Annotated in this window: 21 protein-coding genes and 1 rRNA gene; 9 read left to right on the top strand and 13 right to left on the bottom strand. The window is 59.3% G+C overall.

What is annotated here, in order from left to right; all coding sequences use genetic code 11:
- Positions 1-51 precede the first annotated feature (51 nt).
- Both AQ621_RS00850 and tyrS read right to left on the bottom strand, forming a co-directional pair.
- Positions 52-1,592: ribosomal RNA gene (locus tag AQ621_RS00850) — 16S ribosomal RNA — on the bottom strand.
- Positions 1,593-1,968: 376 nt separating this feature from the next.
- The gene (gene tyrS, locus AQ621_RS00855; RefSeq protein WP_058340002.1) at positions 1,969-3,171 is read right to left on the bottom strand and encodes a tyrosine--tRNA ligase; all 1,203 of its coding nucleotides are present in this window, start codon (positions 3,169-3,171) and stop codon (positions 1,969-1,971) included.
- Between the two features lie 308 nt (positions 3,172-3,479).
- Here tyrS and AQ621_RS00860 point away from each other — a divergent pair, with 308 nt between their 5' ends.
- On the top strand, positions 3,480-4,868 hold the full coding sequence (locus tag AQ621_RS00860) for a peptidoglycan DD-metalloendopeptidase family protein (RefSeq protein WP_058340003.1): 1,389 nt from the start codon (positions 3,480-3,482) through the stop codon (positions 4,866-4,868).
- A gap of 2 nt (positions 4,869-4,870) precedes the next feature.
- A complete protein-coding gene (locus tag AQ621_RS00865; protein WP_058339882.1) occupies positions 4,871-5,971 on the top strand; it encodes an anhydro-N-acetylmuramic acid kinase in 1,101 nt (366 codons plus the stop codon).
- A gap of 4 nt (positions 5,972-5,975) precedes the next feature.
- On the opposite strand, the gene erpA is transcribed toward AQ621_RS00865, so the two are convergent.
- From erpA to argC, 4 genes are all read right to left on the bottom strand, one after another.
- Positions 5,976-6,308, bottom strand: coding sequence for an iron-sulfur cluster insertion protein ErpA (erpA, locus tag AQ621_RS00870; protein ID WP_022990255.1), 333 nt, complete (start codon positions 6,306-6,308; stop codon positions 5,976-5,978).
- 80 nt (positions 6,309-6,388) lie between these two features.
- Positions 6,389-6,820, bottom strand: coding sequence for a bactofilin family protein (locus AQ621_RS00875; protein ID WP_058339883.1), 432 nt, complete (start codon positions 6,818-6,820; stop codon positions 6,389-6,391).
- A gap of 4 nt (positions 6,821-6,824) precedes the next feature.
- Positions 6,825-7,565, bottom strand: a complete 741-nt coding sequence (locus AQ621_RS00880; protein ID WP_022990253.1) for a DUF6776 family protein — start codon at positions 7,563-7,565, stop codon at positions 6,825-6,827.
- An 11-nt stretch (positions 7,566-7,576) separates the two neighbouring features.
- On the bottom strand, positions 7,577-8,614 hold the full coding sequence (gene argC, locus AQ621_RS00885) for an N-acetyl-gamma-glutamyl-phosphate reductase (RefSeq protein WP_058339884.1): 1,038 nt from the start codon (positions 8,612-8,614) through the stop codon (positions 7,577-7,579).
- 144 nt (positions 8,615-8,758) lie between these two features.
- Between argC and AQ621_RS00890 the strand changes: the two genes are divergently transcribed.
- From AQ621_RS00890 to hemL, 5 genes are read left to right on the top strand one after another with little or no spacing between them, the layout of a single operon-like run.
- Complete coding sequence (locus tag AQ621_RS00890) at positions 8,759-10,534, top strand: chloride channel protein (protein ID WP_058339885.1); 1,776 nt, start codon at positions 8,759-8,761, stop codon at positions 10,532-10,534.
- A gap of 3 nt (positions 10,535-10,537) precedes the next feature.
- Positions 10,538-10,960 (top strand): protoporphyrinogen oxidase HemJ, encoded by a 423-nt coding sequence (gene hemJ, locus AQ621_RS00895; protein ID WP_058339886.1) that lies wholly within the window; start codon positions 10,538-10,540, stop codon positions 10,958-10,960.
- A 44-nt stretch (positions 10,961-11,004) separates the two neighbouring features.
- Positions 11,005-11,766 carry a bifunctional hydroxymethylpyrimidine kinase/phosphomethylpyrimidine kinase gene (gene thiD, locus AQ621_RS00900; RefSeq protein ID WP_058339887.1) on the top strand — a complete coding sequence of 254 codons (762 nt, stop codon included), beginning with the start codon at positions 11,005-11,007 and terminating at the stop codon, positions 11,764-11,766.
- Positions 11,763-12,422 carry a thiamine phosphate synthase gene (gene thiE / locus AQ621_RS00905; protein WP_058340004.1) on the top strand — a complete coding sequence of 220 codons (660 nt, stop codon included), beginning with the start codon at positions 11,763-11,765 and terminating at the stop codon, positions 12,420-12,422. The genes thiD and thiE overlap by 4 nt, the downstream gene beginning before the upstream one ends.
- A 12-nt stretch (positions 12,423-12,434) precedes the next feature.
- Positions 12,435-13,715, top strand: a complete 1,281-nt coding sequence (gene hemL / locus AQ621_RS00910) for a glutamate-1-semialdehyde 2,1-aminomutase (RefSeq protein ID WP_058339888.1) — start codon at positions 12,435-12,437, stop codon at positions 13,713-13,715.
- A 57-nt stretch (positions 13,716-13,772) separates the two neighbouring features.
- Here hemL and AQ621_RS00915 read toward each other — a convergent pair whose 3' ends face one another.
- The 4 genes from AQ621_RS00915 to AQ621_RS00930 form a co-directional block, all read right to left on the bottom strand.
- Complete coding sequence (locus tag AQ621_RS00915; protein ID WP_058339889.1) at positions 13,773-15,095, bottom strand: tetratricopeptide repeat protein; 1,323 nt, start codon at positions 15,093-15,095, stop codon at positions 13,773-13,775.
- A gap of 84 nt (positions 15,096-15,179) precedes the next feature.
- Positions 15,180-15,581, bottom strand: coding sequence for a hypothetical protein (locus AQ621_RS00920; RefSeq protein ID WP_058339890.1), 402 nt, complete (start codon positions 15,579-15,581; stop codon positions 15,180-15,182).
- On the bottom strand, positions 15,578-16,264 hold the full coding sequence (locus tag AQ621_RS00925; RefSeq protein ID WP_227508191.1) for an anti-sigma factor family protein: 687 nt from the start codon (positions 16,262-16,264) through the stop codon (positions 15,578-15,580). The genes AQ621_RS00920 and AQ621_RS00925 overlap by 4 nt, the downstream gene beginning before the upstream one ends.
- Before the next feature lie 10 nt (positions 16,265-16,274).
- Positions 16,275-16,862: an RNA polymerase sigma factor gene (locus AQ621_RS00930; RefSeq protein WP_227508192.1), complete on the bottom strand. Its 588-nt coding sequence runs from the start codon at positions 16,860-16,862 to the stop codon at positions 16,275-16,277.
- Positions 16,863-17,063: 201 nt separating this feature from the next.
- Here AQ621_RS00930 and AQ621_RS00935 point away from each other — a divergent pair, with 201 nt between their 5' ends.
- Positions 17,064-17,954: a DUF4382 domain-containing protein gene (locus AQ621_RS00935; protein WP_058339891.1), complete on the top strand. Its 891-nt coding sequence runs from the start codon at positions 17,064-17,066 to the stop codon at positions 17,952-17,954.
- A 38-nt stretch (positions 17,955-17,992) separates the two neighbouring features.
- On the opposite strand, the gene AQ621_RS00940 is transcribed toward AQ621_RS00935, so the two are convergent.
- Positions 17,993-18,577 (bottom strand): tetratricopeptide repeat protein, encoded by a 585-nt coding sequence (locus tag AQ621_RS00940; protein WP_058339892.1) that lies wholly within the window; start codon positions 18,575-18,577, stop codon positions 17,993-17,995.
- On the bottom strand, positions 18,574-20,883 hold the full coding sequence (gene mrcB, locus AQ621_RS00945) for a penicillin-binding protein 1B (RefSeq protein ID WP_058340007.1): 2,310 nt from the start codon (positions 20,881-20,883) through the stop codon (positions 18,574-18,576). Before mrcB ends, AQ621_RS00940 begins: the two co-directional genes overlap by 4 nt.
- 120 nt (positions 20,884-21,003) lie before the next feature.
- Here mrcB and AQ621_RS00950 point away from each other — a divergent pair, with 120 nt between their 5' ends.
- Positions 21,004-22,584 carry a bifunctional aminoglycoside phosphotransferase/ATP-binding protein gene (locus AQ621_RS00950; RefSeq protein ID WP_058339893.1) on the top strand — a complete coding sequence of 527 codons (1,581 nt, stop codon included), beginning with the start codon at positions 21,004-21,006 and terminating at the stop codon, positions 22,582-22,584.
- 16 nt (positions 22,585-22,600) lie between these two features.
- Here AQ621_RS00950 and sfsA read toward each other — a convergent pair whose 3' ends face one another.
- A complete protein-coding gene (sfsA, locus tag AQ621_RS00955; protein ID WP_022990238.1) occupies positions 22,601-23,332 on the bottom strand; it encodes a DNA/RNA nuclease SfsA in 732 nt (243 codons plus the stop codon).
- Between the last annotated feature and the right edge of the window lie 8 nt (positions 23,333-23,340).

Below are 23,340 nucleotides of genomic sequence, written 5' to 3' on the forward strand. Positions count from 1 at the left end.
TAGCCAACCAAGTAATTCGTGTGGACTCTGACCGAAGCATTCGGCTTCGTTTAAGGAGGTGATCCAGCCGCAGGTTCCCCTACGGCTACCTTGTTACGACTTCACCCCAGTCATGAACCACACCGTGGTAATCGTCCTCCCGAAGGTTAGACTAACTACTTCTGGTGCAATCCACTCCCATGGTGTGACGGGCGGTGTGTACAAGGCCCGGGAACGTATTCACCGCGACATTCTGATTCGCGATTACTAGCGATTCCGACTTCACGGAGTCGAGTTGCAGACTCCGATCCGGACTACGACGCGTTTTAAGGGATTGGCTCACTCTCGCGAGTTGGCAGCCCTCTGTACGCGCCATTGTAGCACGTGTGTAGCCCTGGCCGTAAGGGCCATGATGACCTGACGTCATCCCCACCTTCCTCCGGTTTGTCACCGGCAGTCTCCCTGGAGTTCTCAGCTTTACCTGCTAGCAACCAAGGATAGGGGTTGCGCTCGTTACGGGACTTAACCCAACATCTCACGACACGAGCTGACGACGGCCATGCAGCACCTGTCTCAGAGTTCCCGAAGGCACCAATCCATCTCTGGAAAGTTCTCTGGATGTCAAGGCCAGGTAAGGTTCTTCGCGTTGCGTCGAATTAAACCACATGCTCCACCGCTTGTGCGGGCCCCCGTCAATTCATTTGAGTTTTAACCTTGCGGCCGTACTCCCCAGGCGGTCAACTTAGTGCGTTAGCTGCGCCACTAAGACTTCAAGAGTCCCAACGGCTAGTTGACATCGTTTACGGCGTGGACTACCAGGGTATCTAATCCTGTTTGCTCCCCACGCTTTCGCACCTCAGTGTCAGTGTTGGTCCAGGTAGCCGCCTTCGCCACTGGTGTTCCTTCCTATATCTACGCATTTCACCGCTACACAGGAAATTCCACTACCCTCTACCACACTCTAGTCTGACAGTTCGAAATGCCGTTCCCAGGTTAAGCCCGGGGCTTTCACATCTCGCTTACCAAACCACCTACGCGCGCTTTACGCCCAGTAATTCCGATTAACGCTTGCACCCTCCGTATTACCGCGGCTGCTGGCACGGAGTTAGCCGGTGCTTCTTCTGCGAGTAACGTCAATCCTTAAAGGTATTAACTTTAAGGCCTTCCTCCTCGCTGAAAGTGCTTTACAACCCGAAAGCCTTCTTCACACACGCGGCATGGCTGGATCAGGGTTGCCCCCATTGTCCAATATTCCCCACTGCTGCCTCCCGTAGGAGTTCGGGCCGTGTCTCAGTCCCGATGTGGCTGATCATCCTCTCAGACCAGCTACGGATCGTCGCCTTGGTAGGCCTTTACCCCACCAACTAGCTAATCCGACTTAGGCTCATCCAATAGCGCAAGGTCCGAAGATCCCCTGCTTTCCCCCGTAGGGCGTATGCGGTATTAGCAGCCGTTTCCGACTGTTGTCCCCCACTACTGGGCAGATTCCTAAGCATTACTCACCCGTCCGCCGCTCGTCAGCGGGGTGCAAGCACCCCCTGTTACCGCTCGACTTGCATGTGTTAAGCCTGCCGCCAGCGTTCAATCTGAGCCATGATCAAACTCTTCAGTTTAAATCATACAAGAACCCGAAAGTTCTTAATTCTTGCTCAAGACAAAACTCAATATTTCGACGAGTCACTGTCCTGATATTTCGTATCCGAAATACCTCGGCCAGCGCCCACACGAATTACTTGGTTAACTTGTTAAAGAGCGTTTGAGCTGTTGCTCAATCAAGGCCGCGTATTCTACATCGTTCCGCCGCCTTGTCAACCGTTGATTTCGAATAATTTCTGAAGCAATTTTTCGAATACTTTCAATCGGTTATCGCTGAGGTTTTGCTCCGTTTCCGGCGTTGCCCCTCAAGCGAGATGCGCATTCTACAGACCTGGCCGCAGGAGTCAACGGCCAATTTGAAAAAAATTCAGACTGGCCGTTCACCCTCCTTATTCAGGCAACAATTACCACCCGCGCGATCTTCTTCTTGCCCGCCTGGATAACGCAGTCATCACCTTCGGCAAACATCCGCTCGCCTTCAAACTGGGCACCATCTATATAAACAGCACCGCGACCCAACACATCCCGGGCGGCCGCGCCGTTCTTGACCAACCCTGCCAAACGCAGCACCGCCGGCATTGGCAGACCTTCCTGCCCTTCCAGCGAAACTTCGACTACCGGTACATTTTCCGGAATCTCACCCAGGGCCACCCGGTTACCCGCCGATTTATGCGCAGTTTTTGCCGCTTCCTCATCGTGGAAGCGAGTGATCAACTCTTCGGCCAACACCTTCTTATAGTCCTGGGGATTGGCCCCTGCCGCTACAGCAGAACGATATTCTTCAATTTCCGCCATCGGGCGGAAGCTGAGCAATTCGAAATAACGCCACAGCAATTCATCCGGCATGGACAACAGCTTGGTGTACATCTCACCCGGGGAATCACTCACACCTATATAGTTGCCCAGAGACTTGGACATCTTCTGGACGCCATCAAGCCCTTCCAGAATAGGTACTGTGAGAATCGCCTGCGGTTTCTGACCATAGTGCTTCTGAAGAATCCGACCCATAAGGAGGTTGAACTTCTGGTCGGTACCGCCGAGCTCGATATCGGCCTTTAACTCGACCGAGTCGTAACCCTGGATCAGCGGATACAGGAACTCGTGGATTGCAATCGGCTGCTCGGAACGATAGCGCTTGGTGAAATCATCCCGCTCCAGCATCCTGGCAACGGTGTACTGACCCGCCAGCCGGATCATGTCAGCCGCAGACATCTTGCTCATCCACTCGGAGTTGAACACAACCCGGGTCCTGGCAGGATCCAGGATCTTGAACACCTGCTCTTTATAGGTGATCGCATTCTGGCGCACCTGCTCTTCGGTGAGCGGAGGGCGGGTAGCACTTTTTCCGGTCGGGTCACCGATCATGCCGGTGAAGTCGCCGATCAGGAAAATTACCTCATGGCCGAGGTCCTGGAACTGACGAAGCTTGTTGATAAGCACGGTGTGGCCAAAATGGAGGTCCGGCGCAGTGGGATCAAAGCCGGCCTTTACCCTTAAAGGGCGACCTTCCTTTAATTTTTCAACCAGTTCCTCTTCGGGAATCAGCTCGTCAATACCGCGCTTGATGATAGCCAACGCTTCGTCTAGTGATGCCATGAACCTTTTGTCCCCAGTTTTTAGGTGCAACAGGGCCTGCCGGTTACAGAGATCTACAAAAGAAATCTGCGCGTTACCGGCTCCCTTGGTAAAGTAGCCTTTGATCACAAATCGATCAGACTGTATATAATAAGGCCGGCATTATATCAGCGGCACAGCAGGTTGTACGACCAACCAAAGGCGCGAACTGTAATGTTGCGCACTGTCCTGTTTATGTCATATGCGGTAATCTGATGGTCTATACTTGAACTGGCGCTTTAATTAGCCGGCACAAATTACTGGAATACCGATTAAAACGGGTGAGCCACGTGCTGAAAAAATTTCCCAAGACACATATTACTCTGGCTGCAGCCGCCACCGTGGTTGTTACCACCGCTGCGCTCATGAGCCCCAGCGCCGATGTTGAAGCCCGGCGCATGTCTTACACCATCGACCTTGAACAGGGTGCCGCACTGGGCAACCCTGCTCCCATCAAACAAGCTATCAAACAACCGGAGCCTGTCGAAGCTGCCGCAGAAACCGCAGCCGAGACAGCCGAACTGCCGGCCACCAGCGAAGTGCCCGCGGTTGTTGATGCCGAGCCGACGCTGAACTGGAAAGAGTTTGATATCAAATCCGGCGAGACGCTGTCGTCCCTGTTCAAAAAGGCCGGCTTTAACGATGGCGTGATGCTTTCCGTCATTCACGGTGACGGCGAAGCCGACAAGCTTCAGCGCCTGTACGCCGGTGAGCATATCCGCTTCGGCATCGATGACGAAGGCAGCCTGGCCGCTATCGAGTTGCAACGCAGCCTGCTGGAAACCCTGAAGATTGAAAAGACCGATTCCGGCTTTGTTGGCGAAACCGACATCCGCGAACCGGAAGCCCGTCCGGCGTTTGCAACCGGCGTTATCGACGGCTCCCTTTACCTGGCAGCCCGCGATGCCGGCCTTGATGACCGCCTGACCATGGAACTGGCCGGTATTTTCGGCTGGGATATCGATTTTGTTTACGATGTTCGCAAAGGCGACAGCTTTGAAGTGGTCTACGAAGAGTTGTATGTAGACGGTGAAAAGTTCAATACCGGCCGCATTCTGTCTGCCCGCTTTATCAACCGGGGCAAAGAAAACGTTGCCCTGCTGTACACCGACACCAACGGTGACAGCGACTATTACACACCGGAAGGCCAGAGCATGCGCAAGGCGTTCCTGCGGGTACCGATCAACGCCCGGGTATCGTCGCCCTTTAACCTGCAGCGCCGGCACCCGGTTCTGGACGTGGTGCGCCCCCATGAAGGCACAGATTATGCTGCGCCTCCGGGCACACCGATCAAAGCCGCCGGTAACGGTCGTGTTCAGTTTGCCGGTTGGAAAGGCGGCTATGGCCGCACCGTTGTTCTCCAGCATGGTGACAACATTTCCACCCTGTACGCCCACATGAGCAAGCTGGGTAAAGGCATCAAGAACGGAACCCGGGTAAAGCAGGGTCAGACCATCGGCCACGTTGGCTCATCCGGCATGGTTACCGGCCCGCACCTGCACTACGAGTTCCGGATCAATGGCGTAGCCAAGAACTCCCGGACCGTAAAACTGCCAGACGCCCAGCCGGTGCCCAGCACCGAGATGGCCCGCTTCAAGCAGTTTACCGAACAGCGCCTGGCGCAGTTCAATGTGTTCCGCGAAAGTGGCCGCCAGCTGGCATTCGCTTCGGATAACTGATCATGACACTCTGGCTCGGCCTGATGTCAGGCACCAGCATGGACTCAGTCGATGCTGTGCTGGTGTCCTTCGGCGAGCCAGGCGTAAACATCCACAGCACGCTCTCCCTGCCTTACCCTGAACAACTTCGCCACCGCCTGCTGCAGGCGGTGCGTAATCAGGCCGACCCGGATGAAATTGGCGAACTGGACACCCTCACCGGCAAGCACTTTGCCAAGGCCGCCAGCGACCTTATCAACCAGTCCGGAGTCAACCCGCAAGAAATCCGCGCCATTGGCAGCCATGGGCAAACTATCCGCCACCAACCGTCCGGCGCCGCGCCTTTCTCCATGCAGATTGGCAATGCCGCCTGGATTGCCGAGGCCACCGGCGTAACCACCGTTGCCGATTTCCGTTCGCGGGACATGGCTGCCCATGGCCAGGGTGCCCCCCTGGTTCCGGCCTTTCATCGCTGGCTGTTCGGTTCGGCGCAGCAGGATCGCTGCATTTTGAATCTTGGGGGCATTGCGAACATCACCTGGCTCCCTGCCGGGCAACGCAAACCGGTTATCGGTTTTGATACCGGGCCGGCGAACGCACTGCTCGATGCCTGGTGTCTGGACCAGACCGGCCGCCACTATGATGAGAACGGCCACTGGGCCCATGAAGGTGCCACTAACCCGGATCTTCTGGCCAGCCTGTTATCAGATGCCTATTTCAGCAAGGCTCCGCCCAAGAGCACCGGCAAGGAACGCTTCAACCTGGACTGGATTCACACCCACCTTCAGCGTTTTCCGGATTTGCCACCGGAAGACGTGCAAAGAACCCTGCTACAACTGACCACAACCACCATCCTCCAGCAACTGCCCCAGGAGAATGCCGATATGGCCGTGTTCGCCTGCGGCGGCGGCACCTTCAATCCGGTATTGATGAATGAGTTGAGACTGGGTTTGGGGTCGGTACACCTGGCCACAACGGCAGAGCTGGGGCTGGATCCGCAATGGGTGGAACCGGTAGCGTTTGCCTGGCTGGCCCGGCAAACCATAGCCGGCCTGCCGGGAAATCTGCCTGAGGTAACAGGCGCTTCAGGGGAAAGAATTCTGGGCGCGATTTACCCGGCCTGAATGCTCAGATAGAGAAGGAACTACCACAACCGCAGGTGGAACTGGCGTTCGGGTTTTGTACCACAAACTGAGAGCCCTGGAGTCCTTCCTGGTAATCGATGGTTGCGCCAACCAGGTACTGGTAGCTCATGGAGTCCACCAGCAGTTTCACGCCGTCCCGCTCGATCACCGTATCGTCGTCTTCCTGGTTCTCATCAAACGAGAAACCATACTGGAATCCGGAGCAACCACCGCCCGTAACAAATACGCGCAGCTTGAGACCAGGATTCTCTTCTTCCTCGATCAGCTCACGCACTTTGGCAACGGCGTTGTCACTGAAGAACAACGGGGTGGCCATTTGTTGGACTACACTCAAGATCTGCCTCCGGCAACGTATGACTGACTAACGATTATGGTATTCCTGACTAAAACAATCAACTATTCGGATTTACCCTCATCGGCTTCGGGCTTTGCGCCGTCATGGGTCAGCAGGCCACTGTTTTCGGTTTCCCGAACCAGGTTGCCGTTTACCGAAGCCCCCATGGCCATTTCGACCAGTTTGTAATAGACATTACCGGTGATCGACGCTTTTTCCGCCAGCTCAAGGTGGGCAGAGGAACGCACGTCACCCTTCACCTGGCCATTGATGATGATGTGCGGGGCAATCACATCGCCGGTGATCTCGCCAACTTCCGACACGCGGACTACCGCGTCGCTGCCTTCCTCGGCAATGACGCGGCCGCGAATCTTGCCGTCCACATGCAGGCCACCGGAAAAGTGCACATCACCTTCGATGGTGGTCCGGGACGAGATCAGGGTATCGAACTGCCCGGTCGCGCGGCGCGGTTTCTGTTTTTTCTTGCCCATCATCTATTCAGTACTCCGCTATCTGTTGCCAGTCGAAGGTGCGTTCAGCCTGTGACGCCTTGCGCCCTTCAGCCTGAGCCACTACCTGGATTTCAAGGGGTTCAAAGTTTTCAGGAAGCATCAGGCTGCCTTCTACATCCTGAAAATACCGGAACCGGAATGCCACGCCGAGGTCTTCGATTTCATCGGACAGGTCCCGCAGCGCGATCACTTCTTTTTCGCCGTCAAGGTTACCGATAACATTCACCGCCACAACCCCGGAAATGTAGCTTTTGTTATCTCCCACCTGGGTCAGCACCAGCTTGAAATCGAAGGCCCGGTTGTCCCGCCCGGGCAGCAGGGTAAAGCGGTCTACCTGCAGGCCCTCGGCCGTTTCTGAGGGTGCCATGATGTTGCGGTAGAAGGTCAGGTCCGCTTCCAGCTCGGAAATCCGGGTTTCCAGGTTGACCATAGTGTTCCGGGCTTCCCGGAGCGCGTGCTCGTCAATCGCCCGACCCCGCTCCAGGTTGACCATGTTCTGCCGGGCCTCACGATATTGGCCCCGCAACGTCTCTACTTCTTCCACCAGTTGCTCGCTGGATGCCTCGACCGAAGACAGCCGAAAGCCGCCCTGTGCCAGCCCGGCCACGTAGCCTGCCACGGCAGCAACCACGGTAAAGGTGAGCAGAATCACCGTCCGGCGCAGGCGGTGGCCCGGCCGGTGGCGGATAACAACATATTCTTCGGAAGGTTTGCGCGTGTCGCTCACAACTCAGAGCCTCAGGGCAGCAATGCCGGTGCTTGCAGCCCCAGGGTCTCATCCAGGCCGAACATGATATTCATGTTCTGTACCGCTTGCCCGGCGGCACCCTTCACCAGGTTGTCGATCACCGAGGTTACGATCACGATGTTGCTCTGTTCCTGGCGGTGCAGGGCCATACGGCAGCTATTGGCGCCGCGCACACTGCGGGTTTCCGGGTGGCTGCCGAAGGGCATGACATCCACGAACGGCTCGTTGCGGTACCGCTCTTCATACAGCGCCTGCAGGCGGTCGAAATCGGCGGCATCAGACAACTCGGCGTACAGTGTTGCTTCAATACCGCGAATCATCGGCACCAGGTGGGGTACAAAGGTAACACCCACGCCGGTTCCTGCGGCTTGGCTCAGGCCCTGGCGGATCTCCGGCAGGTGACGGTGCCCGGAAGCACCATAGGCCTTGAAGCTTTCCCCGACTTCACCATGCAACATGCCGATCTTGCCCTGCCGGCCGGCACCGCTGGCACCGGACTTGGCATCGGCAATCAACCGGGACGGATCCACCAGCCCGGACTCCAGCAATGGCAGGAAGCCAAGCTGCACGGCTGTCGGATAACAACCGGGATTGGCCACCAGCTGCGCCTGGCGGATTTCATCACGAACCACTTCCGGCAGGCCGTAAACGGCTTTCTCGGCCCACTCCGGGCTTTCATGGGGCATGCCGTACCAATCGGTCCAGACATCCAGGTCTTTCAGGCGGAAATCCGCCGAAAGATCCACCACACGCACGCCGGCTTTCATCAGCTCTGGCACTGCGCGCATGGCTACACCGTGGGGCGTGGCGAAGAAGACCAAGTCGCACTCAGCCAGTACCGCGGGGTCCGGCTCGGAGAAAGCCAGGTCATAGTGACCACGCAGGTTGGGGTACATATCAGCCACCGGCATGCCGGCTTCTGAACGGGAAGTGATGCAGGTAACTTCCGCTTCCGGATGAACTGCGAGGATTCTCAGCAGTTCCACACCTGTGTATCCGGTACCACCCACAATGCCTGTCTTTATCACACTAATCTCCAAGGTGTTCTGGCCAGAATTTGCCTGTAGTCTACCATGATAATCCAAGGACTTATTGCAGCCTTCAGACCCGGAGCTACAATGTCCGCTCAAACCCATTGACCATGCCGTGTCAGCAACCGGAATCCCGCGCCAATGCGTAGTATCAGGCAACAGATTACCGAACACCTGATCCCCGTTTTCCGGCGGAGACTGTCCGGTGTGGATGCCCTGCCCCAACTGGCAGTTCTGGGCCTGTTATCCGGCATTGTCACCGGTGTGGTCATCCTGCTGTTCCGCCTCGCCATCGAATGGCCGCTGGAGCACTTCCTGCCGGGGACCGGTTCCGAGAACTTCGAGCAACTGGATATCCTTACCCGGGGCCTTCTGCCCCTGGCCGGCGCGCTGGGGCTCGGGCTGCTGCTGCACCGGCTCGCCATCCACGATCGCAAGGTCGGGATTGTGCACATCATGGAGCGCCTGAATTACCACCAGGGCTACATTTCATTCCGCAGTGCCGTGGTGCAGTTTGTCGCCGGGGTGGCGACCGTGGTCAGTGGCCAGTCCGCCGGCCGGGAAGGCCCGGCGGTGCACCTGGGGGCTGCGTTTTCCAGCCTGCTCGGCCAGTGGATGCGCCTGCCCAACAACAGCATTCGTACCCTGGTGGCCTGTGGCTGTGCAGCGGCCATTTCCGCCTCGTTCAACACGCCCATTTCCGGCGTTATCTTCGCCATGGAAGTGGTGATGATGGAATACACCATTGCCGGATTTACCCCCATCATCCTGGCCGCAGTGAGCGCCGCCATTGTTACCCAGGTGGTGTACGGTTCCGAACCGGCGTTCAGCGTGCCCGCGCTGACCATGAACTCGATGCTGGAAATTCCCTGGATTATCGCCATTGCGGTGATTATCGGCATTGCTGCAGCGGCGTTTATCCAGCTGGTGGACAGCATGGGGCGCTTCCATCACCGGCCGGTGCTGTTGCGCATTGCCATGGCCGGCCTGCTGATGGTGCCTTTTGCTGTATTCATCCCGGAAACCATGGGCATCGGCTACGACACGGTCAGCCAGACCATTCACGGCGAACTGGCGTTCTGGCTGCTGCTCGGAGTGGGTGCCGCCAAGCTGATCATTACCGGCATTTCCATCGGCCTGGGCATGCCCAGCGGGGTGATCGGCCCCACGGTGTTTATGGGCGCCACCCTCGGCGGTGCCATGGGGCTGATCGGGGCCCAGATTTTTCCGGAGCAGGCATCATCTGTGGGTTTCTACGCCATGCTGGGAATGGGCGCCATGATGGGCGCCGTGCTGCAGGCTCCGCTGGCGGCCTTGATGGCGCTCATGGAACTTACCCGTAACCCGAATATCATATTGCCGGGCATGCTGATCATTACCACCGCCAGCCTGGTAACCAGTGAAGCCTTCGGCAAGAAATCGCTGTTCCTGACGATCCTGAAAAGCCAGGGGCTCAGCTACCAGAACTCCCCGGTGATCCAGGCCCTGCGCCGGGTTTCCGTGGGCGCCATCATGGACAGGAGCATTCTGCGCACAGAACGGGAACTGACGGTTGAGGAAGCCAGGAAGGCGCTCAAGTCCGAACCCAAGTGGCTGTTGATCGACGGCAGCAACGGCCCCACCGCACTGCTGCCGGCGGTAGACCTGGCCCGCTACCTTGAAGACACCGCCAAGCAGGTGGCCGAAGAAGGTATAGAGGCGCCGGAGACGGTTGACCTGATGGAGATTCCGGCTAACCGGCGGGACGTTGCCCCGGTACAATACCAGGCCACCCTGGAAGAAGCCCTGAACGAGTTCGACAACTCCCAGGCCGAAGCGCTATACGTACAACGCCATGTGGCTCCGATGATCCAGCGGGTTTATGGTGTGGTACTTCAATCCGATATCGAAAGTTATTACCAATACCGACGGAGCTGACAGATGCTGTGGGTTAAAGCCTTCCACATAATTTCCCTGGTGTGCTGGTTTGCCGGCATCTTCTACTTGCCCAGGCTGTTTGTGTATCACGCAGCTTGCGAAGACAAGCCCGGGCAGGAACGCTTCAAGATCATGGAGCGCAAGTTGTACCGCGGCATTACCACACCCTCGATGATTGCCACGGTGATCTTCGGTGTATGGCTGCTCAGCTATAACGTATCCGGTTATTTCAGCCAGGGCTGGTTACACGTAAAGCTGTTACTGGTGACCCTGCTGATTGTCTACCACTTCTATTGCGGCCACCTGGTGAAGGTGTTCCGTGATGACAAAAACCACCGCAGCCATGTGTTCTACCGCTGGTTCAACGAAATCCCGGTATTTATCCTGCTGGCCGTGGTGATCCTGGCCGTTGTTAAACCTTTCTGAGGAGGCACAGCATTAACAATTACACCCGCCCCCACGTTCTTGTACTGTCTGGCCTGGATCCTTCCGGCGGTGCCGGCATCCAGGCTGACATCCAGGCCATTACCTCACTGGGCGGCCACCCGTTACCGGTTGTTACCTGCCTGACGGTACAAGATACCCACAACGTGTATGGCGCCGAAGCCGTTGACGCCCAGCTGATCCGCCAGCAATTGCAGTGCCTGGACAAGGACATCACCATCCACGCGGTAAAAACCGGAGCCCTGGGCAACGCCGCCATTGTCGCTGTACTGAAGGACTTCCTGGACAGCCAGGATGACGAACTGCCCCTGATTGTCGATCCGGTCATCAAGGCCGCCGGTGGTGGCGACCTGGCCGATGACGAGCTGGTCCAGGCCATGAAGGACAAACTGTTCCCTCGCGCGGAAATGATCACCCCGAACGGCGAGGAGCTGACACAGCTCGGCGGCAGCGATGATGCCGACCAGGCCGCCTTGAACCTGCTGCAAGCTGGCTGCCGTTCCGTACTGGCAACCGGCGGCCACGGCACCGGCATTCACATTACCAACACCCTGTACAACCACTCCCCGGAACCCATGCACTGGGAAGTCGAGCGGGTTGGCAGTAACGAATACCACGGTACGGGTTGCACCCTGGCTGCCGCCATTGCCACCGGGATGGCCAGTGGGTTATCAGCCCGGGCGTCCATCTCCCAGGCCCAGAACTATGTACACCGCACGCTGCTGCATGCCCTCACCGTGGGTCAGGGCCAGCGGGTTCCGGACCGGGGCATCCTGTGGGAACGCTGAGCCAGAAGTTGCAACCGGGGCTGTATGCAATCACCGACAACCGGCTGACACCCCCGGAAACCCTGCTGGATTCCGTTGAAGCCGCGCTGCGCGGTGGTGCCGTGCTGGTGCAGTACCGGGACAAGGGATCCTCGTCTGCAGAACGGCTGCGCCAGGCTACAGACCTCAACAGCCTGTGCCGCAACGCCGGCGTACCCCTGTTGATCAACGACGACCCGCAGCTGGCACACCGGGTTGGCGCGGCAGGCGTTCACATGGGCCAGGACGACGGTGCTCCGGACGAAGCCCGGCGCCTGCTGGGCCCGGAGGCGATTATCGGCATCACCTGCCATCATCGCCTTGAACTGGCCCGGGCAGCAAAATCCGCCGGCGCCGATTACCTGGCCTTTGGCCGCTTCTACAACTCGGGCACCAAGCCCGGCGCGCCGGCGGCCGAAGCAACCGTGTTGACCGAAGCGAAAACACTGGCCTTGCCGATTACCGCCATTGGCGGCATAACCGCCGATAACGCCGAGCCGCTGATTCTGGCCGGCGCAGACCTGCTGGCCGTGGTCGGCGGTCTGTTCGGCGGCACTCCAACCGAGATTGAAACCCGGGCAAAGCAATTCTGCCAGCTGTTTGCCCGGCACCATCCGCTTTACACACATTCCGACTGACAGGAGCTCACTGTGACTCATTCTGAAGATCTGTTTGAACAGGCCCAGAAATACATTCCCGGCGGCGTTAACTCTCCGGTGCGGGCATTCCGTGGCGTGGGCGGCACCCCGGTGTTTTTCAACCATGCCGAAGGCGCCTACCTTTACGATGAAGACGGCAAGCGCTACATCGATTACATCGGCTCCTGGGGCCCGATGATCCTCGGTCATTCGGACCCGCGCATCAAAGCGGCACTGCACGCCCAGGTCGACCTTGGCGTTGGCTACGGTGCGCCTACCGCCATCGAAACCGAGATGGCCAAGAAGGTGTGCGAACTGGTGCCGTCCATTGAGCTGGTGCGCATGGTCAACTCCGGCACCGAGGCCACCATGAGCGCCATCCGCCTGGCCCGTGGCTACACCGGCCGCGACAAGATTGTGAAGTTTGAAGGCTGCTACCACGGGCACGTGGACTCGCTGCTGGTGAAAGCCGGTTCCGGCGCCCTGACCCTGGGCGTGCCCAACTCCCCGGGCATCCCGGCCAGCCTGGCCGAGCACACCATTACCCTTACCTACAACGACATCGACAGCGTAAGGGAAACGTTCAAAGAGATCGGCGACCAGGTTGCCGCGATCATCGTGGAGCCGGTGGCCGGCAATATGAACTGTATCCCGCCGGTTCCGGGCTTCCTGGAAGGTTTGCGGGAAGTGTGTGACGAGCACGGCACCGTACTGATTTTCGACGAAGTGATGACCGGTTTCCGGGTCTCCCTCGGCGGAGCCCAGGGTTACTACGGCATCACCCCGGACCTGACCGCACTGGGCAAAGTGATCGGTGGCGGCCTGCCAGTCGGGGCCTTCGGCGGCAAGCGGGAAATCATGGAGCACATCTCTCCGCTGGGCCCGGTTTACCAGGCAGGCACGCTGAGTGGTAACCCGCTGGCCATGACCGCCGGCCTGACCACCCTGAATACCATTTCCGAGCCCGGCTTCCACGACAAGCTGATCGAGAAAACCAACAAGGTTCGGGACGGCTTCAAAGCTGCAGCCGACGAAGCAGGCATTCCGCTGGCCGTGCAGTCCGCCGGCGCCATGTTCGGTTTCTTCTTTACCAAGGAAGACTCCGTTACCCGCTTTGACCAGGTCATGGAGTGTGACGTAGAGCGCTTCAAGAAGTTCTTCCAGGGCATGCTGGCCGAAGGCGTGTACCTGGCACCGTCTGCGTTCGAGGCAGGTTTTGTGTGTGCCGCGTTGTCTGAAGAAGACATCGAGTTCACCATCGCCGCTGCGCGCAAGGTAATGGCTACCCTGTAACGGGTAAGCAATCAGTCCCGGCCCGGGTCATAACCGGGCCGGGGCAACCTGTTGCTTTCAGAATACCCCTTCCAGCGAGACCGTCAGCGTATGCCGGTCGTAGTCATACCGGTCAATTCCACTGCCCTGGTTGCGATACAGCCACTGGTTGCGCACCAGCCACTGCCGGTTCAGCCAGTATTCCGCCATCAGCCCCAACTCCAGACGGGTGTCCTTCCGCCTGCGCTCCACCAACACATCCTGTTCCAGCCACTGGTGTGGTGAATCATAGCGGCTGTGCCGCAGCGCGCTCTCTGCGCCTACCAGCACATCCGGGTGTAACGGGTATATCGCCTCGATGCCGATTTCATGGTGGCGGGGCGAGACACTCACCACATAGCCTTCCTGGCTGAAATTGTCCCGGTTGTTGGACTCCCAGCGGTAGAAACCTTCAAGCAACCAGCCCGCAAGGGTCCGGTCCGCCCGGGCTTCAAACAGATACCACTGGCCAGCGTAGGCGCTGTATCCGGGGCCGCCGTTTACCTGCTCTGCCGCCAGCTCAAAGGAACAACCGTGCAACAGGGCCGCCCCAGTACAGGCATCGGTGCGGCCCAGTAACGCCAGCCCGGCCCGGGTTTCCAGTTCATCGCCGCCGAGCCAGGCTCTGGAGCCGCCCCCACGTATTCCCAGTTCCCAGACATCGACCACCTGCAAAGCGGTTATCCGCGCCTGCAGTACCGAGGTGTCATAGTCGCTGTCGTGGTGATAGTCCTGGCCATAGAACACACCATCCCAAACCAGTCGCCAACGCTCCGTGGCCTGGTAGCCAAGGCTGCCAGCCGCCACCAGCTCGGCAAAGGCGCTGCCGCGATTACTGGGAGAATCCTCGGGCACCCCGGCCATGTTGCTGTCGTAGCCCAGACCCGCAGAGAGATAGCCCTGTCGGGCCAACATGGACTGTTGCCGGGAAGCGTTGTCCTGAACTGAAAGGTCCGCAAGCTGGCGCTCCGCAAGCTGCCGCACTTTAACCGGTGGGTCATCGGCTGCCGCCTGGCCAAACCAGTCGCGGGCCTGTCCGGGCCGGCCCTCAGCCAGTGCCACCAATCCGAGGTTATATTGGGCCAGGGCCTGGCTGTCGCCATTGAGTAACGTCGAAAAATGATTACGGGCCGCGGCATAGTCGCCGGTTTTGTAGCAGACCACGCCCAGGTTGTAGCGGAGTGCGGGCGTGTCAGCACCCAGCGCCAGCGAGCGCTCAAAGTGCTCCCGGGCCAGCCGGTAATTGCCTTCGCGGAAATGTTCGATACCGGCGGTCATCGCTTGCCCGGCAGAGTTATCGTCACTGGCACAGGCAGCACCGGCCAGTACCAGCAGGCTCAGAACAAGCAGGAATCTGAACAACAGGAAACCCCGAGGCTAGTGATTAGCAGATAAGCCCGGGTAAGGCCGGGCTGTCAGGGTTTTGAGGTTACCATAAGTGAGAAATTACGGACGTGACGATTGTGGCGGCATATCTGGCTTGCGCTCACGGGCATCCAGAGCCGGCTGTGGCAGCCGGTCAATTCCCGGTTCCGGCTTTTTTTCCCGAGCTTCCCTGGCCCGTTCAGACACTGACTGGCCAAAGTCGCGGCCACGCTCGCGGGCATCTTTTGACACTTCACGCCCCGGAGCATCCGGACGAGCCCGTCCCTGGTCGCTTGCCTTGCCTTGTAACACCGGTAATTCCGGCAGGCGGATTTCGCTGGTAACCGAGTTGGTCAGGTCTTCGCTGTCTTCCACCATACGCATGGTGACATCCAGGTCATTCGCCGCAGCCAAGGGCGCCACAACCAGCAAACTGGTGGTCAGCAGCCAACCGCCAAACGTTAGGTTTTTACCAACACTCATGTTGCCGGTTCCTCCTGCTCATTGGGCACACTGTTACCGGGATGCTGGGGCACAACCGCCCGGAACACCTTCTGTCGCCCGTTGGCATCCAGTTCTGCAATCAGCTCACCGGCACCGGGAAACAGGATTTTCAGGGGCAGGGCCAGCACGTTATCGCCCTGTTCAAGGTTGACCTGCCAGCTAACCCGGCGCTGGCCCGGCAATCCGGACAGTTCCACATGGGGCGGCAACGCCAGGGTAAGCGTGACATTATCCAGGGGCTCACCGGCCGTGAAGGCCAGCCGTACCGTTCTGTCCACGGGCTCCGGCATCGGGCCAGCACTCTGCTCCTCCGGCGCCGGCTCACTGGCCAGTTGCGGCACAGGGTCCGGCTCCGGCATTACACGCCCCAGCATCAGCCCGAGTACCAGGGCGGCAGCTACCGCACCACCCCAGGCCAGGTGAACCTTGCGGCCCTGACCGGAACCGGATGCCGCAGCCAACACCCGGCTTTCGAAATCCGTCGAAGCAGCCGGTACCGCATAGCGACTGGCCAGCTCATCCTTCAGGACCGCTTCGATCTCTGCCTGCCGGGCACAGGACTGGCAGTGTTCCAGGTGCGCGAGCACCTGCTGCGCCTCCCCGGAAGCCAGCTGATTCCTGATAAAGTCAGGCAATTGTGATCGGATTTGCGAACAGGACATAGTCATCACCTCACAGTTCCTGACGCCCGGAACCGGGTTCCGGTTCCATGCATTCCTGAAGAAATTTTCGCAGGTTGGCCCGGCACCGGTGCAAGCGGGATTTTACCGTTCCCACCGGCACACCCAGCACCTCGGCAACATCTTCCTGGCGCCAGCCATCCACATCGTGCAGCAGCAACAACGTGCGCTGATCCGGTGACAATCGTGCCAACGCCTTGTCCAGCATCGGGCCCAGCTGCGCCTGCCCCAGGGCCAGTTCCGGTGAATGGTCGTCCGCTTCCAGTGAATCCAGCCAGTCTGACTGGCTGTCGGCGTCCATCAGGTCACTCACCGGCTGGTCCGCCTGGCGACGCTTCTTGCGCAGGCCATCAATAAACTGCCGGTACAGAACCCGGTTCAGCCACGGGCGCAGCTGGTCTACGGATTCGAGTTCATCAAGCCGGGGGTAAAGTTTGACCACCACATCCTGCACAAGGTCTTCGGCATCCTGGCTGTTGCCGGTCAACCGACAGGCGAAGCTGTGCATAGTTTGCAGGTGCGGCTGCACCATACGCTGAAAACGCTTCTGGGCTGAGGGACGAAACGGAAGGATTGCCAAAAAACGACTGCCTGGTTGCGGTTTCGGGATGCGCGCAGTCTATAACAGCTGCGCCCGCCATGCACTTGCCACGCACTATGGCCAAAACATGTGCAAATGTTAATCAAAGTGATGGAACCCCACCCGCAACGGCTTCGTGAGCTAAATACTGGCGACCACAACGCCGGACTTACAACGGAAAGAATACAAACCGGAGGATTTATGAAGAATTCAACCAAGGTATTCGCAGTTTCCGCCCTCGCCGGCGCCCTGGCTGCCTGCGGTGGCAGTGGCGGCGACGGAGGCAGCAGCGGACAGACCGGCACGGTCTCTGTGGGGCTGACGGATGCGCCTGTAGACCATGCCGAGGCCGTAAACATCGAAGTCACAGCGCTTGTACTCAAGCACCAGGATGGTTCTCCGGTGAGATACGAGCTGGAGATTCCCGAGCCGGTAAACCTGCTTGATTACCAGAACGGCCAAGTAAAGGCCCTTCTGGATCGGGAAGAGCTGGATGCCGGCGAGTACGAGTGGGTAAGACTGGAAATCGGCGAAAACAACAACATCGTGATTGACGGCGGGGAATACCCGCTTACCACTCCCTCAGCCCGAGGCATTCAAACCAGCGGATTCACGGTGCCTGCTGGCGGCGAAGTAGCAATCACCATTGATTTTGACGTCAGGAAGTCGATCGTTAACCCCCAGAACGACCCGAACAGTTACAAGCTGAAGCCGGTACTTCGCCTGGTTGATAACGCCCAGGTTGGTACGATTACCGGCGCAGTCAGTGCGGAACTGATCACTGAGGCTTGCGGGGGCGTGGCCACAACAGATGGTTTCTTGGGCAATATTTATGTGCATGCCGGAGCGGACCAGACCCCTGATGACATTGGCAGTGCCAACGAGCCATTGGTCGTGGTGCCAGTCGAATACGGAGAGGAGTACAGCTACCAGGCAAGCTTCATTCCGGAAGGTGACTACACGGTCAGCTACACCTGCGACAGCGACCTGATCGAGGATACGGAAGGCAACCCATCAGACGATGAACTGAACTTCACCAACGGCCAGAACGCTACCGTAACGGCTGGAGAAACAACCACTGTAAACTTCTAAACCATTACGGGGCTGCCAATTAGCAGCCCCGTTCAGCCTTACAACGCCCGGGCCCGATCCTCCGCCTGGCTGGCCCCCGCAACATTTCCCCTCGCCCGACGGATATCCGCCAGCAACAGCCAGCCTGAACGCTGCAGGCTTGAGTTGTTGCCCGCCAGCGACAGCCCCTTCAGGGTGAACTGCTCCGCCGCACCCAGGTTGTCACCGGCCACATAGGCTTCTGCCAGCTTGAAATAGACCTCTGCAGAACGGGGCGCGATTCGCTGTGCCCGCTCCAGACTGGAGATTGCTCCGGCAGAATCCCCTTGTTGCAAACGCTGGTCGGCATCCCGAATCAGGGTTACCGCCGCTGCAGGCAGGGCGTCCCCGGATTCCCGGTAGCTAGGGGTACGGGACGGCTGTTCCGGCTCGCTCACGGCGGGCTCTTCGCTTTTGCGCCAGACACGAGGCTCCTGTTCAGAATTCCGTTCAGGCTCCGCAGTTCTCGGCGGCTCGGGTGCCCGGGAGGGCTCGCCGCCGCCCATCGGCACATAAATGGAGCCACCACCGGGGCCGCTGGCACAACCCGCCAGGGCCAGCGCCAGGGCAAGCGGTGCGAAACGGATACTGGTTACTTTTATCATTGGAACAATCCTTCAAACCAACTGCGAATTTGCCGGCCGATATCGCCGTTGCAATCTGTGCTCATTACCGGCTCGCTGCCGGTGATAAATGGCACCAGCCGGGCATTGGCACAGCCCTCACCGGTCAGGGCCTGGGCCTCGGCATCTACCCAATGATACTGCACGCCGTCCGGCATTACCGGTGAAAACCCGTGCTGGGGAATCTGCGACATCATGGATGACCACACCGGCAGCGCGCCAGAGGCGCCGGTCAGCACCGTTGGCCCGTTGTCGTCACGGCCCACCCAGGCCACCGCCAGCAAGTCGCCGCTGAAGCCGGCAAACCAGGCATCCCGGCCATCATCGGTGGTGCCGGTCTTACCGGCCAGGGTGAGCTGGTCAGGCAAGGTATAGTAGGCAGAGCGGCCGGTGCCTTCCTGCATGGTTTCCTGCATGGCGTACTGCACCAGGTGCACGGCGGCCGGGTCTGCCACCTGGTCTACTTTCAGGTTGTAGCGGGACAACGGCTCGTTATCGGCATCGGTCACTTCCCGGATGGTGCGCAAGGGCGTGTTGAAACCGCCGGTGGCCAGGCCCTGATACAGCTGGGCCACATCCACCGGAGCCAGGGACACAGAACCCAGCAACATCGACGGGTAATCGGATATCGGCGTGGTTACCCCGAAATCCCGGAGTGTTTGCTGAACATTCGGAATGCCGATATCCAGCCCCACCCGCACCGCAGGCAGGTTATAGGATTTGGACAGGGCCAGGTGCAAGGGCACTTCGCCGCGCTCTTCCTTATCAAAGTTTTTTGGCTGCCAGAGCCGGCCGTCATCGAATTCCAGGGTGAACGCCTGGTCTTTAACCGGCGTGATCAGCGTGTAACGATCCGGCTGTTCCAGGGCAGTCAGGTAAACAAACGGCTTGATCAGAGAACCCATCGGCCGGTGGGCATCCACCGCCCGGTTAAAGCCGGCAAATTGCGGATCCTTGCCACCCACCAGTGCCAGTACCTCACCGGTATCCTTTGCGGTAACCACCAGTGCGGCTTCCAGTTCATCCGCATTGGCCAGTTTCGGCAGGGTTTTGCTGACCGCTGTTTCCGAAGCATGCTGCACTGCAGGGTCCAGTGTGGTGAAAATACGCAGCCCCTCGCTCTGCAGGTCTTCCTGCTGGTAATCCCGGGCCAGGTGCCGGTGTACCAGGTCGATGTAGGCAGGGTAACGGTTCTCGGTAAACGAAGGCTTTGCGCTTACGCCCAGCGGCCGTGATTTCTGCTTCGCCAGCTCCGGTTCGGCCAGCAGCCCGGCCTCGGCCATTTCATCCAGCACCAGGTTCCGGCGCGACGTGGCCCGTTCCGGGTGTCGGCGAGGATTGTAATAGCTGGGGCCCTTTACCATACCAATCAACAGTGCCAGCTGGTGCGGGGCCAGGTCTTTCAGGCTTTCACCGAAATAGAACTGGCTGGCCAGGCCGAAACCATGAATGCTGCGGGTGCCCGCCTGCCCCAGATACACTTCGTTCAGGTAGGTTTCCAGGATGTCGTCTTTGTCGTAATGCAGTTCCAGCAAAATCGACATCAGGGCTTCGTTGCCTTTACGAACCAGTGTCTGCTCCCGACTCAGGAAGAAGTTTTTCACCAGCTGCTGGGTCAGGGTGCTACCGCCCTGAACAATCCCGCCCGCCTTGATATTGGCCAGCATGGCCCGGGCAATGGACAGCGGCGCAACGCCAAAGTGGTCGTAGAAACGGCGGTCTTCCACCGCCATCAGGCCCAGCGGCAGCAATTCCGGAACCTCTTCCAGCTGCACCAGTACCCGGTCTTCCCGATGGGCCGGGTAGATACCCCCAATGCGTGCCGGTTCCAGCCGCACAATCGCAGCCGATGGCCCCGCCAGCACTGAAAACGAGCTGACCCTGTCGCCACTCACCACCAGCGATAACCTGCGCCGGGCTTCTTCACCGTCCGGGAACAGGAAACCACGGGTACTGATGACAAAACGGCCACCATTACGCTGATAAGTGCCGGCCCGCACGCCATCGCCCTTGCGATAACCGGACAGCTCCAGTTCACGCACCAGGCCCCCTGCGCTTACGCTGGCGCCGTCATACAGTTCCAGTGGCCGGGCATACACGCGGGATGGCACCTCAAAGCGCCGGCCTTCGAAACGGGAGGTGACCACTGCATCTAGGTACACCATCCAGCCGGCCAGCAAGACCAGCCCCAGGGCACCGGCCCGGAACATGAAACGCCAGAAGCCGGATTTCTGGTTTCCGGAGCGGGATTTGGGAGATTTTTTACGGGAAGAAGATGATTTACTCATGCCGCGATTATAACGAAGCCACATGGGCGACCGGCAGGCCTGTAATGTGTTATTTCTGTAATCTGCCCGCTATGATAGGCCAAGAAAAATCAACGAGTTCAGGGAACCCAGGAGAACAATGTGAGCGAGAACGCCCCGGATACACTGGTGAAGGCACTGCAGAACCCGGAATTGTACGACCACCCGGTGAAGGATTTCCGGGTTATCGAAACCCATATTTCCCAGGTTCTGCTGACCGGCGACTACGCCTACAAGATCAAGAAGCCTATGGATTTCGGCTTCCTCAACTTCTCGACCCTCGAACGCCGCAAACATTTCTGCGAAGAGGAGCTGCGGCTTAACCGCCGGCTGGCCTCGGAGCTTTACCTGGATGTACTGCCCATCACCGGCAGCCCGGAGCAACCACAAATCGGCGGTGCAGGCGAGCCCTTCGAATACGCCATCCGCATGCGCCAGTTCAACCAGGACGAGCTGTTCGACCGTCGCCAGGAACGGGGCGGGCTGACGGCCGAGCTGCTGGCCAGCGTGGCAAGGCAAGCCGCAGAGTTCCACGACAGCCTGCCCGCCATTACCGATGACAAGCCGCTAGGCACACCGGAAGCCGTCTACGCCGCCATGCAGGAGAACTTCGACCAGGTCCGCCCCCTGCTGGAAGACAAGGCCCTGCTGACCCAGCTGGACGCCCTGGAAGACTGGACCCGCACCACCTTTGAACGCCACCGCGAGCTGATCGCCAGCCGCCGGGCCAACGGCCTGGTGCGGGAGTGCCATGGCGACCTGCACCTGGCCAATATCACCGTATTCAACGACAAGGTAACGGTGTTCGACTGCATCGAATTCAACGAGCCGTTCCGCTGGATTGATGTGATTAACGACCTGGCCTTCCTGCTGATGGACCTGGAATCCCGGAACGAGCCGGCGCTGGCCAACCTGGTTCTGAACACCTACCTGGAATACCGCGGCGACTTCGAAGGACTGGCACTGCTGCCCCTGTACAAAGCCTACCGCGCCATGGTTCGGGCCAAGATTGCCCTGTTCACCATGGGCAATCCGAGCCTGAACGAGCAGGAGCGGGAAGAACTGATGCAGCGCTATCGCGGCTACGCCCAGCTGGCGGAAAACTACGGCGCCATTCCCAACCATTACCTGCTGGCCACCACCGGGCTTTCTGCCAGCGGCAAGACCTGTGTAAGTGCCGCCATGGCCGGCGAGTTGGGGCTGATTCGGCTGCGTTCGGATGTCGAGCGCAAGCGCCTGCATGGCCTGGGGCCGCTGGACAGCAGCAAGTCAGGCCTGGGTGAAGACCTCTACAGCCCGGAAGTAACAGAGCAAACCTATCAGCACCTGGCGAACCTGGCCGGTGACCTGCTGGCCTCCGGCGCCTCCGTGATCGTAGATGCCGCCTGCCTGAAGGAACATGAACGCAACCTGTTTGCCAGTGTCGCGGAAAACCAGGGCGTGCCCTTTGCCCTGCTGCACTGCGAAGCACCGGAACAACTGCGCCGGGAATGGGTGCGCAAACGCAAAGGGGATGCCTCCGAGGCTACCGAAGAGCTGCTGGATGCCCAGCAAAGCTGGTTCGAACCCCTGACCACGGAAGAGAAAACCCACACCGTGCACCTGCACACCGAGCAGGAGCATGTGGCCGAGGCAGTGGCAGACCGTATCCGCCAGCACCTGGGCCTGGCTCCGGCCCAGTAAGCCCTCAGGGTACCGGTCAGGGCTCCAGGTTGACCGGTACCGCTTCTGTCAGGTCCAGCCGGCCGGTGGGGTTACCATCGTCACCGGCCAGGGCAGACCGATAAGCCACCACTTCCACCCCCGCTTCACAAGCCTGGCGCAGTAACTGGCCATAACGGGCGTCGATGTGGTCTGCCGGGCGTACTTCTTCGATACCGGTGTGGTTCACCAGGAAGAACAGCACCCCACGGTCGCCCTTTGCCACCTGCGCCATCAACTCACGCAAGTGCTTCTGGCCCCGCTCGGTGACCGCATCCGGAAAATAGCCCCGCCCGCCTTCGGCCAGGGTGACATTCTTGACCTCCACCCAGGCATCCGGCTCGCTGGCATGGCCGGAGAGCAGCAGGTCAATCCGGCTTTTTTCCTCACCGTACCGCACTTCGCTACGGACCGTACTGTACCCGGCCAACTCCTCTACCACGCCGCTTTCAATGGCATGCCGGGCCTGGGCATTGGGCCGCGCCGTATTCACACAGGCCAGCACCCCGGGTGAGGTTTCCACCAACTCCCAGGTGTATTGCAGCTTGCGCTTGGGGTTGTCGCTGCGGCTGAGCCACACCCTGGCGTTCTCCGGCTGGCACCCCAGCATGGAACCGGTGTTGGGACAGTGAGCGGTTACCTCCTCGCCACCGGGCAGGCGGACATCCGCCAGAAAGCGTTTGTAGCGCCGGATCAGGCGCCCTTCCACCAAAGGTTCAGGAAACTTCACGTGATCTC

Origin of the sequence: Marinobacter sp. P4B1 (genome assembly GCF_001447135.1) — a bacterium.
Taxonomy (GTDB): Bacteria; Pseudomonadota; Gammaproteobacteria; order Pseudomonadales; family Oleiphilaceae; genus Marinobacter; species Marinobacter vinifirmus.